Below are 13160 nucleotides of genomic sequence, written 5' to 3' on the forward strand. Positions count from 1 at the left end.
GACGAGGAGCACTCTGGCTGCCGCCCCGGCCGCCTCGGAAGGGGCTTTCCGACGAACGCCGCGGCGACGGATCCGGATGGCGGCTGGCGGCGACGAACGGCGCCGCCGGCCGCTCCGGCCGTGCGACCGGCTAGAAGTCGTAGCTCGCGCCGGCGTAGAACGTGCGTCCGAGCGCCGGCTCCAGGCCGCCGCCGAACACGCGCGCGTAGTACTTGCGGTCGGTCAGGTTCGACACGCCGCCGAGCAGGCGCAGGTGCGGGACCACCCACCAGTCGGCGGAGAAATCCTCGACCGTGTACGAGGGCACCTTGGCCGGGATGTACGCCGCCGTACCCGGCGTCGCGTTCGGCTGGTTGGAGTCCTGCCAGTACTGGCTGGCCACCGAGACCGCCGACAGCGCGAGCTTCCAGTGCAGGTCCTCGCGCCAGACCACGCCGACGCGCGCGAGGTACTTGGGCGAGAACGCCGGTTCGTTGCCGACCTGCACGGCCGGGTTGTGCGTGGCGGTGAATTCCGCGTCGAGCAGGCTGACATTGGCGAACACCGACAGGTGCTGCGTCGTCTGCGGATCCTGCGCGGCGAGGAAGTCGTAGGACACCTGGCCCTCGAAGCCGCGGTGGCGCGTGTCGCCGCTGTTGCGGTTGATCGTGTTGCCCTGCGGCAGGTCCGGAATCTGCTGCGCCTCGATGCGGTCGCGCACGTTCACCTGGAACAGGCTGACGTCGTAGAACAGGCCGTCGCGCGGCGTGCCGTGCACGCCGGCCTCCAGCGACAGCACCTTGGTCGGGTCGGGGTTGTTGACGTCGCCGGCGGCGGTGTTGCCGAACGGCGAGCCGATGTCGAAGTAGCGCACCGGGCGCCAGCCCTGCGAGACGTTGAAGTAGGTTTCGTTCTCGCGGCCGAAGTCGTTGCCGAAGCCGAGGCCGAACAGCGGCACGGTGTGGGTGACGTCGCGCCGGACCAGGTCGCGCGTCAGGTTCGACGGCTTGACCGTTTCGTCGATGTCGACGTTCTCGCGGTCGATGCGCACCGACGGCACGAAGTGCCAGCCGCCTTCGAAACGGAACACGTTCTCGGCGAACACCGAGGCGTAGTCGGTCGAGCGCGCCTGGCGCAGGCGCTCCACGCCGTCGCGATCGAAGCGGTCCGGCCGAAGGCCCTGCTCGGTCCACTGCCGGAACGGCGCGTCCGAGTGGTAGACCGTGGTGCCGACGGTCAGCGCGTTGCCGCGGCCCCAGCGATGCAGGAAGCGCGCGTCGAGGCCGCCGAAGCGGAACTGGTCGTCCTGCAGGGTCGAGGTGGTCGGCGGCACGGTCGGCGAGGGCGCGCGATCCTGCGCGCGCGAGGCATTGTCCTGGTAGCCGCCCCACAGCTTGGCGACGAGCTGGTTGTCCTCGTCGAAGTCCTGCCTGTGGGTCAGGCTGAGCACGTAGCGCTCGGTCCACAGCCGGTTGTACGGCGTCGGCGACTGCTCCTCGTCGGCGCGGAACTGCGCGTAGCTGAGCTTGCCCGGATCGCCGGTGTTCAGATCGTAGGCGTGGAAGTCGAGCGCGGTGTAGGACTCCTCGCTCGGGCGGTAGCCCAGGTGCAGGTCGGCGCCGCGCAGCTTCGAGTCGCCGTTGCGGCGCTGGCCGTCGTTGGTCCGGTAGTGCACGTCGGCCAGGTACTCCCACGCGCCGGAGGTGCCGGACACCTGGTTGAAGGATGCGAACAGGCCGTTGTCGCCGACCACGTTCTCGGTGAAGCCGGCGAATTCGCGGTCCTTCACCGGCTTGCGGCTGACCAGGTTGACCACCGGCGGCGGCTCGGGACCGTACAGCAGGGAGCTGCCGCCGCGGATCAGCTGCACTTCGGACAGGGTCTGCGGCAGCGGGAAGGTGTAGAGGGTCGGGTAGCCGATCCAGTCGGACATCAGCGGGATGCCGTCGAGCAGCACCGTGACGAATTCCGATTCCTGCGGATTGCCGATACCGCGATAGGACAGGTTCACCTGGCCGGGCGACTGCTGCTCGGAATAGAACAGGCCCGGTGTCTGCGCGAACAGCGCGCGCAGGTTGTTGTCGACCACGGTCGGTATCGCGTCGACCTTGGTGATCGAGGTCTTCTTGGTGACCGTGATCAGCGGCCCGTCGACCTCGCGCATGATGTGCTGCAGCTTGGGCCGCGATTCCCAGTACGCGCGGTCGCGTACCTGTACCTTCGGAAGCTCGGCCGGAGGGGACGAATCCGCCGGCGCGACGTCTTCGGCGTGCGCGCCGGTGCAAAGCGTGGTGGCTACGGCGAGCGCAAGCGCGCCCGGCACGATGGCTATCGTTCTCATTTCCTTCCCCGGCTGGTGCCGTCCGGCCGCGGACGGCTGGTGGACGGCTTTATCGCAGCCGGAGTCGGAAGCGAACAGGGCCTTCAGACCTAGGTCTACAGGCTTAGATCAGGCCAGAACCTCTCATCGCGGCGCCGGATCCGGCACGAAGCCGCCCGGGAACGGCTGCGGCTCGGCGCGTGCGATCGGCCGCGGCACGATGCCCTGCGCGACGAGGTTGGCGCGGCTGTCGTACCAGACGGCGACCGTCTCGGCGGGCGCACTCGTCGCGCGCACGAACGTGGTGGTGTCCACGCGCGCGTACTCGCGCGCGCCGTGCCCGGTGCCGAGGCGTTCGCCGCGTGCGAGCGAGCGCTGCTTGGCTTCGGCAGGGGCCGGCGCCGGCATCGCCTGCGCCCGCGCCGAGGACTCCGCCTCGGCGGCGCCCGCTTCCGCCTTCGGCGCGGCGGCGGGCGCCTGCGCGATCTCGTCGCGCCGCTCGCGCCAGACCGGCGCGCGTTCGGTGAACACGGCCACGCCGATCACGCCGACGTTCGCCGGCCGGTCGGTGCGCGCGGCGTAGCTGTCCGGCAGCGCGGTGAAGTTGAACTGCGCGATCTCGTCCAGGCTCTTGCGCCAGCCGGCGATCTCGGTCGTCTCCCAGGGGTCGAGCACGTAGCCGGACTGCTCGGGACTGGCGGTCTCGCCGCTGACCGCGTTGACGCCGTCGACGCTGAGCACCGCCAGCACGCGCGCGCCGCTGCGGTTGGACAGGCGCACCGAGTAGCGGTGGCCGGGCGTGCCGGCGACGTAGAGCTTGCCGCGGCTGGCATAGGTCGGCAGCGTCGCGCCGGTGTCGCGATCGACGACGGCCAGATCGAGCAGCCGCCCCGCGCGCGCCTGCGGCGAGGCGACGGCGGCGAGCGAGGCGAACAGGGCGCAACAGAGCAGGCGTTGCATGGCGGACCTCCGGGTTGGATGAAATCCTGCAACGCGGCGGAGGCGAGCGCGGGGTTGGCTTCCTGCCGCCGGGTTGTCATTGCGGATCTCAGCCCATACCATTGCGCATGAATCATGCGCATAATTTCTGAGGGTCGCCCATGTCGAACCCAACCAAGAAAGCCACCAACCTGAGCATCCGCGCCGACCTGCTCGAGGACGCGCGCAAGCTCGAGATCAACCTGTCGCGCGAATTTGAAAAGCATCTGGAGTCGGTCATCCGTCAGCGCCACGCCGAGCAGTGGAAGCGCGACAATCGCGAGGCGATCGAGGCCTACAACCGCCACATCGAACGCGACGGCCTGTGGAGCGACGAGTTTCGTACGTTCTGATGGCCCGCCACGACGTCTATCTCAACGAGCACACACAGAGCCGCAAACGCTTTCCGTACTTTCTGGTCGTCCAGTCGGACCTGCTCGAGGGCCTCGCGACCGTCGTCGTCGTGCCTCTCGGCAAACCCGGCTTGGTCGAGGGCAAGCTGGCGCAAACCCTCACTCCGCAGCTCGACGTCAACGGCGAATCGCTGGTGATGTACACGCCGGAACTCGCTGCCGTGCCCGCCACCTTCCTGCGCAAGCGCGTCGGCAACATCGACGCGCAACGCGACCCAATCCTGCGCGCGCTAGACTTCCTTTTCAGCGGCATCTGAACTCCTCATGCAGAAACGACGCATCCTGACCGGCATCACCACCTCCGGCACTCCGCACCTGGGCAACTACGTCGGCGCGATCCGGCCGGCGATCGCCGCCAGTCGCCGCGACGAGGCCGAGTCGTTCTACTTCCTCGCCGACTATCACGCGCTGATCAAGTGCAGCGATCCCGAGCGCGTGCGCACGTCGACGCTGGAGATCGCCGCGAGCTGGCTCGCCTGCGGCCTCGATCCGGAGCAGGTGTTCTTCTATCGCCAGTCCGACATCCCGGAAATCCCCGAACTGACCTGGCTGCTGACCTGCGTCACCGCCAAGGGCCTGCTCAACCGCGCGCACGCCTACAAGGCCGCGGTCGACCAGAACCTCGCCGCGAACGAGGACCCGGACGCCGGCGTCACCGCCGGGCTGTACATGTATCCGGTGCTGATGGCCGCCGACATCCTGGCCTTCAACGCGCACGAGGTGCCGGTCGGCCGCGACCAGATCCAGCACATCGAGATGGCGCGCGACATCGGCCAGCGCTTCAACCACCTGTATGCGGCGGAACTGGCGCACAGGGGCGTCTGCTTCACCCTGCCCGAAGCGCGCATCGAGGAGAACGTCGCCACCCTGCCCGGCCTCGACGGCCGCAAGATGTCCAAGAGCTACAACAACACGATCCCGCTGTGGCTGCGGCCGAAGGAGCTGGAGAAGGCCATCCTCGGCATCGTCACCGACTCGCGCGCGCCGGGCGAGCCGAAGGATGCGGACGCGTCGAACATCTTCGCGATCTACCAGGCCTTCGCCGACGCGCAGGAAACCGCCGCGATGCGCGAGGCGTTCGCCGCCGGCATCGGCTGGGGCGACGCCAAGCGCAAGCTGTACCAGCGCATCGAGGCGGAGCTGGCGCCGCTGCGCGAGCGCTACGACGCGCTGTTCGCACGGCCCGACCGCATCGAGGAATTGCTGCTCGCCGGCGCCGGCAAGGCGCGCGCGCGCGCGCGTCCGTTCGTCGAGGCGCTGCGCTGGGCGGCGGGCATCCGCCGCCTGACCGACGGCGCGACCGCCGCCGCGGCAGCGCCGTCCGCAGGCGCCGCGCTGCCGCAGATCAAGAGCTACCGCGAGAACGACGGCAAGTTCTACTTCAAGCTCGCCGGCGCGGACGGCGCGGTGCTGCTGCAGAGCCGCGCGTTCGATTCACCGAAGGAGGCCGGACGCCTGGCCGCTGCCCTGGTCGACGCCGGCGACGACCGCGTCGCCAGCGCCGAGCTGCTGATCGAGGCCACGCCGCCCGACGGCGTCACGCTGCACGCCGACGCGATCGCGCAGGCGCTGGCGGCACTGAAGGCCGACAAGCTGGCGAAGGGCTGATCCCCGGCGCGTTCCCGCACCTCGTGCGCGCCGATGCGGGCACGGGGTCGGCGCCCGGTCAGCCTCCGGCCGTTCGGGAACGCGTCCGGGCAGCGTATCCTTCGCCTCCGGAATCCGCTGCGCCTCGCCCGTCGTGCCCGAACTCTCCTTCCGCCTGGTCCTGCTGCTCCTGTTCGCGATCTACCTCGCCTGCGTGCTCTACGTGCACCTGCGCGGGCGCCAGCGCCTGAAGTTCGGGCGCCAGCTGGTCGACCACTCCGGCCTCTTCGCGCCGTACAACGTGCTGATGTACGCGTTCTCGGCGGTGCCGGCCAGGCCGATCCTCGACCGCGCCCGGTTCCCGCACCTGGACCTGCTGCGCGACAACTGGCAGCGCATCCGCGCCGAAGCCCTGCACCTGTTCGACGAGGGCTACATCCGCTCGGCCGAGAAGCACAACGACGCCAGCTTCGCCTCGTTCTTCAAGGAAGGCTGGAAGCGCTTTTATCTCAAGTGGTACGGCGAACCGCTGGCCTCGGCGCACGCGCTGTGCCCGGAGACGGTCGCGCTGCTGGAGAAGATGCCGTCGGTGAAGGCCGCGATGTTCGCCCTGCTGCCGCCGGGCAGCAAGCTGAACCCGCATCGCGATCCGTTCGCCGGCTCCCTGCGCTATCACCTCGGGCTGGTGACGCCCAACTCCGACGACTGCCGCATCTTCGTCGACGGCGAGCTGTACTCCTGGCGCGACGGCGGCGACATCGTGTTCGACGAGACCTACGTGCACTGGGCCGAGAACCGCACGCAGGAAACGCGCGTGATCCTGTTCTGCGACGTCGAGCGGCCGCTGCGCACGGCGCCGATGCGCGCGGTCAACCGCTTCGTCAGCCGCGTGCTCGGCCAGGCCACGGCGACGCAGAACGTCGGCGGCGAGCGCGTCGGCACGGTCAACCGCCTGTACGCGCTCGCGCACCGCGCCGGCGAACTGCGCAAGGCGTTCAAGCGCCGCACCCCGCTCGGCTACCGGCTGACGCGCATCGTGCTGATCGCCTGCGTGGTCGGCTGGCTGGTGCTGCCGTGGATTCCGCTGCGCGCCTGACACCGGCCGGCGGCGCGTGAGACGTCACGTGCGGCGCACGATCACATGCGTCGCGCGCTCGCCGGCGACGGTCTTGTCGCACGCGTAGCCGAGTTCGTGCAGGTCGAGGTCCCGGAACAGGGACTCGCCGCGGCCGAGCAGGACCGGGCTCACCGCCAGGTGCAGCTCGTCGATCAGCCCCGCGCGCAGGTATTGGCGCACCGTCGCCGCGCCGCCGCCGAGACGGACGTCGAGCCCGCCCGCGGCATCGCGTGCGCGCTCCAGCGCGGCGTGGATGCCGCCAGTGACGAAGTGGAACACGGTGCCGCCCTTCATCGGCAGCGGCGCGCGCGCATGGTGCGTCAGCACGAACACCGGCACGCGGTACGGCGGCTCCTCGCCCCACCAGCCCTTCCAGTCCTCGTCCGGCCACGGCCCGCGCACCGGACCGAACATGTTGCGCCCGAGGATCCACGCGCCGTTCCCGCGCATGCCTTGCGCGGCGAAGCCGTCGTCGACGCCGATCTCGCCGCCCTCCAACCCCTGCATGGCGCGCCAGGTCCGCGTGGGAAAGAACCACTGCATCAGTTCGGGGCCGCGCACGCCGAGCGGATGGTCCAGGCCCTGCGCCGGGCCGGCGCCGTAGCCGTCGAGGGAGACCGCGAAGCTTTTGACGACGAGCTTTGTCATGGGATCGGCCTTTGCACGAAGGAGGATTTCCTCTTCGCGACGATCGACGGCGCGCCGATTCGACGGGCGTCGCCGCCTTCTTTCAGTCTCGTCGCGGACCGGCCTCGACGATCGCCAGCGCGTCGGGTTCGCGCCCGGTGGTCCAGTGCGTGCGGACCTTCCAGCCGTCGACGTCGATCACCGCGACGCGGTCGCCGCCGCTGATCGCCACGTAGGCGCGGCGGCCGTCCGGGTCGACGCGTACGCCGATCGGCAGCGCGGTTTCGCCGAGCATGCTCGGCCGGTAGGTCGCGCCGGGTTCGTGCAGGTCCACACTGGCCACCTGCTTGCGCGCGGCGCGGTCGAACACGCTCAGCGTGGCGGCCTTGGCGTTGACGACCAGGACGTGGCGATCGTCGGGGGTGAGCGCGACGCGGATCGGAAAGCCCGCACTGGGCAGTGTCGCGGTGATCCGGAAGGTGGCCGTGTCGACGACGCTGACCGTGCCGGCCTCGCGGCTGGTCACCCACACCTCGCGACCGTCGCGCGTGATCGCGACGCCCTCGGTGCCGGCGCCGGTGGCCAGCTCGCCGCTCTTGACGCCCGCACGCAGGTCGATGCGGCTGAGCACGCCGCCGTTGACCTGGGTCACGTAGGCGGTGCCGCCGTCCGACGCGACCGCGACCATGTGCGGCTTGCCGGAGCCGACCGCGATGCGGCGCGTCACCCGGCCGGCGGCGACGTCGACCTCGAGCAGGCTGCCGCTGCCTTCCGTGGTGACCAGCACGCGCCGGCCGTCGGCGAGGAAGCGCAGGCCGTACGGGCGCGTGTCGGCGCCCAGGTCGATCGTGCGCGCCAGCTTGCGCGCCGGCCAGTCGAACACGCTCAGCGTGTGACCGGGCTGTTCGGCGCCGTAGTTGGCGACCACGGCGTAGCGCCGGTCGCGCGACACGTCGATCTCGTGCGGTCCGGTGCCGGTGGCGAATTCGGCCACCCGCTCGCCGCTGCCCAGATCCAGCGCGAACATCGACTGCGCGCTCTTGTTGCCGACCAGCAGCACGCCGGCGGCAGCCGCCTCGCCGCCGTCGAGCGCGGCGAATGCGACCGCCAGCGCCAGCACCCTCGCGATCTTCATCGTCTTCGCTCCGCGTCGAAAGGGGAAACCGCGCCGCGAGCGACGGCTCGTCAGGCCGCGGCGGCGAACTCGCTGGCCGCGCCGGCGGCCAGCGCGTCGAAGTACTCGCGCGTCAGCCTGTGCTGCTCGGCGGCGCTCTCGGCGCGATTGGCGACGGCACGGAAAGCGGCGTTTTCCGGCCGGTCCTTCGCGTACCAGCCCAGGTGCTTGCGCGCGATGCGCACGCCCTGCGTCTCGCCGTAGAACGCATAGAGGTCGTCGAGATGGCCGAGCAGGATGTCGCGCACCTCGCCCGGCGACGGCGGCGGCAGCGTCTGCCCGGTGGCGAGGAAGTGCGCGACCTCGCCGAAGATCCACGGCCGCCCCTGCGCCGCGCGGCCGATCATGACCGCGTCGGCGTTCGTCGCCTCGAGCACCTCGCGCGCCTTGCGCGGCGAGTCGACGTCGCCGTTGGCCAGCACCGGGATGCCGATCGCCGCCTTGATCGCGGCGATCGTCTCGTACTCCGCCTCGCCCTCGTACAGGTCGGCGCGCGTGCGCCCGTGCACGGCCAGCGCGGCGACGCCGGCGCTTTCCGCGATGCGCGCGATCGTCACGCCGTTGCGGTTGTCGCGGTTCCAGCCGGTGCGGATCTTCAGCGTGACCGGCACCGCGACGGCCTTCACCACGGCATCGAGGATGCGCCCGACCAGCGCCTCGTCCTGCAGCAGCGCGCTGCCGGACCAGACGTTGCAGACCTTCTTCGCCGGGCAGCCCATGTTGATGTCGACGATCTGCGCACCGTGGTCGACGTTGTAGCGCGCCGCCTCGGCCAGCATCGCCGGATCGTAGCCGGCGATCTGCACGCTGACCGGGTCGGGCTCGCCGACGTGGTCCATGCGCTTGATCGACTTGCGCGTCGTCCACAGGCGCGGATCGGCGATGGTCATCTCCGACACGGCCAGGCCCGCGCCGAGCCGCTTGCACAGCTGGCGGAACGGCTTGTCGGTGACGCCGGCCATCGGCGCGAGCACGACGGGCGGATCGATGGCGTGGGGACCGATGCGCATCGGCGCATTGTAGCGGCGGCGCTTTGCGCGCGGAGCCGCGCGACGACCTGTCGCCACCGGAGCACGCGCCAGCCGGTAGACTTCGCGCCCATGAAGCCGCTTCCGACCGCGATGACCGTCCCCGATCCTTCGCCCCGCCGCCGCTCCCCGAGCCCGGGCTGGCGCTGATGGCTTTTCTCGAAACCCTGATCCGCCTCTTCACCGAACACGGCTACGTCGCCGTGTTCGTGGTGCTGCTGATGAGCGGCTTCGGCATCCCGTTGCCGGAAGACATTTCCCTCGTCGCCGGCGGCGTCATCGCCGGCCTGGGCTACGCCAACGTGCACGTGATGGCGGTGGTCGGGCTCGCCGGCGTGCTGATCGGCGACGTCGTCATGTTCCTGACCGGCCGCTACTTCGGCCACCGCGTGCTGCGCTGGCGCTGGGTTTCCTACGTTCTGACCCCGCGCCGCTACGCCAAGGTGCAGCACAAGTACGCGCGCTACGGCAGCCGGCTGATGTTCGTCGCGCGCTTCCTGCCCGGCCTGCGCACGGCGATCTACATCACCGCCGGCATGAGCCGGCGCGTGTCGTTCGCCCAGTTCATCCTGTTCGACGGCCTCGCCGCGGTGATCTCGGTGCCGTTCTGGGTCTATCTGGGCTATTTCGGCGCCGAGAACCACCAGTGGCTGGTGGCCTGGGTCAAGCGCGGCGAAAGCGTGGTCCTGGTCGGCGCGCTGCTGCTGGTCGCCCTGGTCGCCTGGTTCTGGTGGCGGCGCAAGGGTCGCGCGCACGCGCGCCTGCGCGCGCTGCGCGCGCATCGCGCCCGGCGCCAGGCGCAGCACGAACCGCCGCCGCACTGAGCCGGGGCAAGGGTTTTCCCCAATGGCCGGAGCTGCACACACTGCCTAGTCTGCCATCCTCAAGATGCCGCGCCTGCGCGCGGTCAATGGACAGGCGAGGGCGCGACATGGGCATCGGCAGTGTGATCAGCGGCGCGGCATCCTGGGTCAAGAACACGGCCGAAGACGCGGTCGACGCCGGCGCGGACGCGCTCAAGGGCGCGCAGGACTTCGTCGGCGACCGCCTCGACGACATCGACCAGGCCAAGGACTGGGTCGGCGGCAAGATCGACGGCGCGGTCGAAGGCGCCGAGAAGGCCGTCGACGGCTTCCGCCAGGACCTGGTCGAGTTCGGCGAGGAACACGGCGGCATCGTCGGCAAGGCGCTGGCCGAGAACGTGTCCAACTCGATCGGCGTGGTCGAGGGCGCGGGCCTGGCTGTGTACGACATGGGCAAGGGCGTGGTGCAGCTGGCCGACGGCGCCAGCAAGCTGGTCAATCCGCTGGAGTGGGCCACCCACGGCGGCGAGAACCTGCAGCGGCTGGAGAACGTGGGCAAGGCAGCCGAGACCTTGGGCAACCTGGCCAGTCCGACGGCGTGGATCACCAACACGGACGGCAACCTGAACACGGCCAAGGCGCTGTGGAACGGGGTGACGGCCGGCTATCAGGATGCGGCGGCGCAGGGCGACTGGTCGAAGTTCGTCGGTCGCGGGGTGGTGGACATCGGCAGCCTGCTGATCGGCGTGGGCGAGGCGAACGCGGCGATCAAGGGCGCGCAGGGCGCCAACGCGGTGGCGCGGATCGGCGAAGGCGCCAATGCGCTGGACAAGGCGGCCGACGCGGCGCGCGTGCTGGACGCGGCCGGCGATGCCGGAAAGGCTGCGCGCGGGGCCGATGCCGCCGCCGACGCGGGCAAGGTCGCGCGCGGGGCCGACGACGTCGGCGACGCGGCCAAGGTGGCCGTGCGCACCGTCGAGCAGGATCGCGCCCTGATCAGCGGCCTGTCCAAGGCCGGCAAGATCGAGGAGGCGCGTGCGGTCCTGCGTCCCTTCGTCGAATCCGGCGATCTGGACGGCGTGCTGGCGCGACTGGACGTGTCCGCGCCGAAGGACGGCGCCTATTTCTGGTCCGGCGTGAAGAACGAAGCCGGCGACCTGGCTGCCAAGAACGGCGGCCTGACCCTGGAGACCACGCCCGGCGGTCGCGTCGTCGACAACTGGAAGGTCGACGTCGGCGGCAAGCAGGTCGACCTGATCAACCAGCACTTCCCGTACAAGAACGCCGACGGCAGCACCAAGCCGATGCTGGAAACGTTCTGGGGCCGCCTGTCGCACAATTACGCCGAGAGCGCGCGCGGCGAGGTGTTCGTCGTGCAGAGCCCGGAGAAGGCCGCTGTCGGCGGCGGCGACGTGTGGAAGCAGGTGGAACTGCCGGCGTTGAAGGAAGGCCTGAAAACCGGCAGGATCACGCAGATCCACGACCCGGTCATCGTGACTCCCGCCCCCAAGTGATTTCGAGCATGTCGTTCGACCAGATCGTGCAGGTGTTCGAGAGCGACGGACGCCTCGCGCTCGAAGGCTTCGGTGCCGGCCATTTCACCGCGCTGGCCGACGGCGATCGCGAACGCGTGTTCGGCCTCGCCGCCGCGCGGCTGCCGGCCGGACAGTACGACGAGGTGGCGATGCAGGCGCTCGGCAAGCTCGAGCTGCCGCAGGCGCGCGACCTGCTCGAACGCAAGCTCGCCGAGGCGCCGAACGGCGTCTGCCGCGCGATCGCGCTCGGTGCGCTGTTCGACGCGACGCGCGAGCGCGCGCACGAGGCTGCGCTGATCGAACTGCTCGGCGCGCCCGAGCCGAACACGCGCGAAAAGGCGCTGACCTACCTGACCCGGATCGAGGACGATTCGAGCGCGGTGCTCGACGCCTTCGAGCATCGCCTGGTCGAGGAGGACCAGGCCGGGCTGCGCACGTGCCTGGCCGATGAGGTCATCTACCGTTCCGGCCTGGTGCCGCGCGGACGCGTCGATCGCAACCTGGTCGTCTGGGAAGAACGCCTGACCTCGGCCGACGCCGGCGAACGCCGCCGCGCCCTGGCCGAGCTGCAGGCCGCGAGGAAGACCTGAGCGCTGCGGCCGTCACGTGCCCGGTGCCTCAGCCGGGCGCACCGAAACGTCGTTCCACGTCCTCGTAGCGCGGCATCACCGGCGCCGTTCCGGCGCGCTCGGTGGACAGCGCGGCGACGCGATTGGCGTGCTGAACGGCCGCGCGGAACGGCCGCCCCTGGCCGCGCACGATCGCCGCCGCCAGCGCACCGGAGAACGCATCGCCGGCACCTGTCGCGTCGATCGCCTCGACGCGCTCCGGCGCGAGCCGGTAGCACACGGCTGTATCACCGCGGCGCTCGCCGTCGGCGTGCGAGACGAAGCAGCCGCGCGCGCCGAGCGTCAGCACCACCGTCAGCGCGCCGAGCCGTCGTGCCAGCGCATGCAGTTGCGCGTCGTCGCACGAGGCGAGGCTGCCCGCCTCCACGTGCACGCCGGCGATCTGCGCCAGCAGCTGCGCGAACTCGGTTTCGTTCGGCGTGATCAGGTCGCACAGCGCGAGCAGATCGGCGTCGAACTCGGCGCGCACCGGCGCCGGGTTCATCAGGCGCAGCAGGCCGTGGCGCGTGGCGGCCTGCAGTGCGGCACGCGTGGCGGCGATGTCGTTTTCCAGCTGCAGCAGCAACAGCTTCGCGCCGGCGAACAGGTCCTCCTGCGCGTGCACGAAGTCCGGCGTCAGCGCCTCATTCGCGTCGAGCTGCACGACGTTCATCGGCGCGCCGTCGCGATCGACGAAGATGCCCGAGGTCGCGGTCGAGCGTTCCGCGTGGATCTGCCAGCGGCACGGCAGCTGCTCGTCGGCCGCGAAGCGTTGCGCGACGGCGCCGAGGGCGTCGTCGCCGAGCGCACCGATGAAGGCACTGGCCACACCCTGGCGCAGGCAGGCGACCGCCTGGTTGAAGCCCTTTCCGCCGGGACCGGTGTGGAATGCCGCCGCGCGACGCGTCTCGCCGGGCTGCGGAAAGCGGTCGAGTCGCCAGATGTGATCCTGCACGTAGGAACCGACCACGACCACGTCCGCCATCGCCGC

The 13160-nt window shown here is 70.5% G+C and carries 13 protein-coding genes; 7 read left to right on the top strand and 6 right to left on the bottom strand.

Annotated features, from left to right (window positions below):
- Window positions 1-130: 130 nt before the first annotated feature.
- Together ACFO6Q_RS01700 and ACFO6Q_RS01705 are read right to left on the bottom strand one after the other, a co-directional pair.
- On the bottom strand, window positions 131-2320 hold the full coding sequence (locus ACFO6Q_RS01700) for a TonB-dependent receptor family protein (RefSeq protein WP_380018752.1): 2190 nt from the start codon (window positions 2318-2320) through the stop codon (window positions 131-133).
- A gap of 123 nt (window positions 2321-2443) precedes the next feature.
- Window positions 2444-3259, bottom strand: a complete 816-nt coding sequence (locus ACFO6Q_RS01705; protein WP_380018753.1) for a hypothetical protein — start codon at window positions 3257-3259, stop codon at window positions 2444-2446.
- A 140-nt stretch (window positions 3260-3399) separates the two neighbouring features.
- Between ACFO6Q_RS01705 and ACFO6Q_RS01710 the strand changes: the two genes are divergently transcribed.
- The 4 genes from ACFO6Q_RS01710 to ACFO6Q_RS01725 all read left to right on the top strand — a co-directional run bounded on the left by ACFO6Q_RS01710 (window position 3400) and on the right by ACFO6Q_RS01725 (window position 6373).
- Complete coding sequence (locus tag ACFO6Q_RS01710; protein WP_380018754.1) at window positions 3400-3630, top strand: type II toxin-antitoxin system CcdA family antitoxin; 231 nt, start codon at window positions 3400-3402, stop codon at window positions 3628-3630.
- Window positions 3630-3947 carry a CcdB family protein gene (locus ACFO6Q_RS01715; RefSeq protein WP_380018755.1) on the top strand — a complete coding sequence of 106 codons (318 nt, stop codon included), beginning with the start codon at window positions 3630-3632 and terminating at the stop codon, window positions 3945-3947. Before ACFO6Q_RS01710 ends, ACFO6Q_RS01715 begins: the two co-directional genes overlap by 1 nt.
- Before the next feature lie 7 nt (window positions 3948-3954).
- Window positions 3955-5298, top strand: a complete 1344-nt coding sequence (locus tag ACFO6Q_RS01720; protein ID WP_380018756.1) for a tryptophan--tRNA ligase — start codon at window positions 3955-3957, stop codon at window positions 5296-5298.
- Window positions 5299-5431: 133 nt separating this feature from the next.
- Window positions 5432-6373: an aspartyl/asparaginyl beta-hydroxylase domain-containing protein gene (locus ACFO6Q_RS01725; protein ID WP_380018757.1), complete on the top strand. Its 942-nt coding sequence runs from the start codon at window positions 5432-5434 to the stop codon at window positions 6371-6373.
- Between the two features lie 24 nt (window positions 6374-6397).
- Here the strand turns inward: ACFO6Q_RS01725 and ACFO6Q_RS01730 are convergent, their stop codons facing one another.
- The 3 genes from ACFO6Q_RS01730 to dusB form a co-directional block, all read right to left on the bottom strand.
- The gene (locus ACFO6Q_RS01730; RefSeq protein WP_380018758.1) at window positions 6398-7042 is read right to left on the bottom strand and encodes a dihydrofolate reductase family protein; all 645 of its coding nucleotides are present in this window, start codon (window positions 7040-7042) and stop codon (window positions 6398-6400) included.
- An 82-nt stretch (window positions 7043-7124) separates the two neighbouring features.
- Window positions 7125-8156, bottom strand: a complete 1032-nt coding sequence (locus tag ACFO6Q_RS01735) for a YncE family protein (protein ID WP_380018759.1) — start codon at window positions 8154-8156, stop codon at window positions 7125-7127.
- Between the two features lie 50 nt (window positions 8157-8206).
- Window positions 8207-9205: a tRNA dihydrouridine synthase DusB gene (gene dusB, locus ACFO6Q_RS01740; RefSeq protein ID WP_380018760.1), complete on the bottom strand. Its 999-nt coding sequence runs from the start codon at window positions 9203-9205 to the stop codon at window positions 8207-8209.
- A gap of 167 nt (window positions 9206-9372) precedes the next feature.
- Between dusB and ACFO6Q_RS01745 the strand changes: the two genes are divergently transcribed.
- The 3 genes from ACFO6Q_RS01745 to ACFO6Q_RS01755 all read left to right on the top strand — a co-directional run bounded on the left by ACFO6Q_RS01745 (window position 9373) and on the right by ACFO6Q_RS01755 (window position 12151).
- A complete protein-coding gene (locus ACFO6Q_RS01745; RefSeq protein ID WP_380018761.1) occupies window positions 9373-10047 on the top strand; it encodes a DedA family protein in 675 nt (224 codons plus the stop codon).
- Between the two features lie 107 nt (window positions 10048-10154).
- The gene (locus tag ACFO6Q_RS01750; RefSeq protein WP_380018762.1) at window positions 10155-11540 is read left to right on the top strand and encodes a hypothetical protein; all 1386 of its coding nucleotides are present in this window, start codon (window positions 10155-10157) and stop codon (window positions 11538-11540) included.
- An 8-nt stretch (window positions 11541-11548) separates the two neighbouring features.
- Entirely contained in the window at window positions 11549-12151 is a 603-nt protein-coding gene (locus ACFO6Q_RS01755) for a hypothetical protein (protein WP_380018763.1), read from the top strand.
- Window positions 12152-12179: 28 nt separating this feature from the next.
- Here the strand turns inward: ACFO6Q_RS01755 and ACFO6Q_RS01760 are convergent, their stop codons facing one another.
- Window positions 12180-13154, bottom strand: coding sequence for a ribokinase (locus tag ACFO6Q_RS01760; RefSeq protein WP_380018764.1), 975 nt, complete (start codon window positions 13152-13154; stop codon window positions 12180-12182).
- Window positions 13155-13160 lie beyond the last annotated feature (6 nt).

This window comes from Dokdonella ginsengisoli, from assembly GCF_042652785.1.
Classification (GTDB): domain Bacteria; phylum Pseudomonadota; class Gammaproteobacteria; order Xanthomonadales; family Rhodanobacteraceae; genus Dokdonella_A; species Dokdonella_A ginsengisoli.

Excerpts from the sequence above, each read along its gene's own strand:
- ACFO6Q_RS01700 (WP_380018752.1), bottom strand. The coding sequence starts at position 2,320 with ATGAGAACGATAGCCATCGTGCCGGGCGCGCTTGCGCTCGCCGTAGCC.
- ACFO6Q_RS01705 (WP_380018753.1), bottom strand. The coding sequence starts at position 3,259 with ATGCAACGCCTGCTCTGTTGCGCCCTGTTCGCCTCGCTCGCCGCCGTC.
- ACFO6Q_RS01710 (WP_380018754.1), top strand. The coding sequence starts at position 3,400 with ATGTCGAACCCAACCAAGAAAGCCACCAACCTGAGCATCCGCGCCGAC.
- ACFO6Q_RS01715 (WP_380018755.1), top strand. The coding sequence starts at position 3,630 with ATGGCCCGCCACGACGTCTATCTCAACGAGCACACACAGAGCCGCAAA.
- ACFO6Q_RS01720 (WP_380018756.1), top strand. The coding sequence starts at position 3,955 with ATGCAGAAACGACGCATCCTGACCGGCATCACCACCTCCGGCACTCCG.
- ACFO6Q_RS01730 (WP_380018758.1), bottom strand. The coding sequence starts at position 7,042 with ATGACAAAGCTCGTCGTCAAAAGCTTCGCGGTCTCCCTCGACGGCTAC.
- ACFO6Q_RS01735 (WP_380018759.1), bottom strand. The coding sequence starts at position 8,156 with ATGAAGATCGCGAGGGTGCTGGCGCTGGCGGTCGCATTCGCCGCGCTC.
- dusB (WP_380018760.1), bottom strand. The coding sequence starts at position 9,205 with ATGCGCATCGGTCCCCACGCCATCGATCCGCCCGTCGTGCTCGCGCCG.
- ACFO6Q_RS01745 (WP_380018761.1), top strand. The coding sequence starts at position 9,373 with ATGGCTTTTCTCGAAACCCTGATCCGCCTCTTCACCGAACACGGCTAC.
- ACFO6Q_RS01750 (WP_380018762.1), top strand. The coding sequence starts at position 10,155 with ATGGGCATCGGCAGTGTGATCAGCGGCGCGGCATCCTGGGTCAAGAAC.
- ACFO6Q_RS01755 (WP_380018763.1), top strand. The coding sequence starts at position 11,549 with ATGTCGTTCGACCAGATCGTGCAGGTGTTCGAGAGCGACGGACGCCTC.
- ACFO6Q_RS01760 (WP_380018764.1), bottom strand. The coding sequence starts at position 13,154 with ATGGCGGACGTGGTCGTGGTCGGTTCCTACGTGCAGGATCACATCTGG.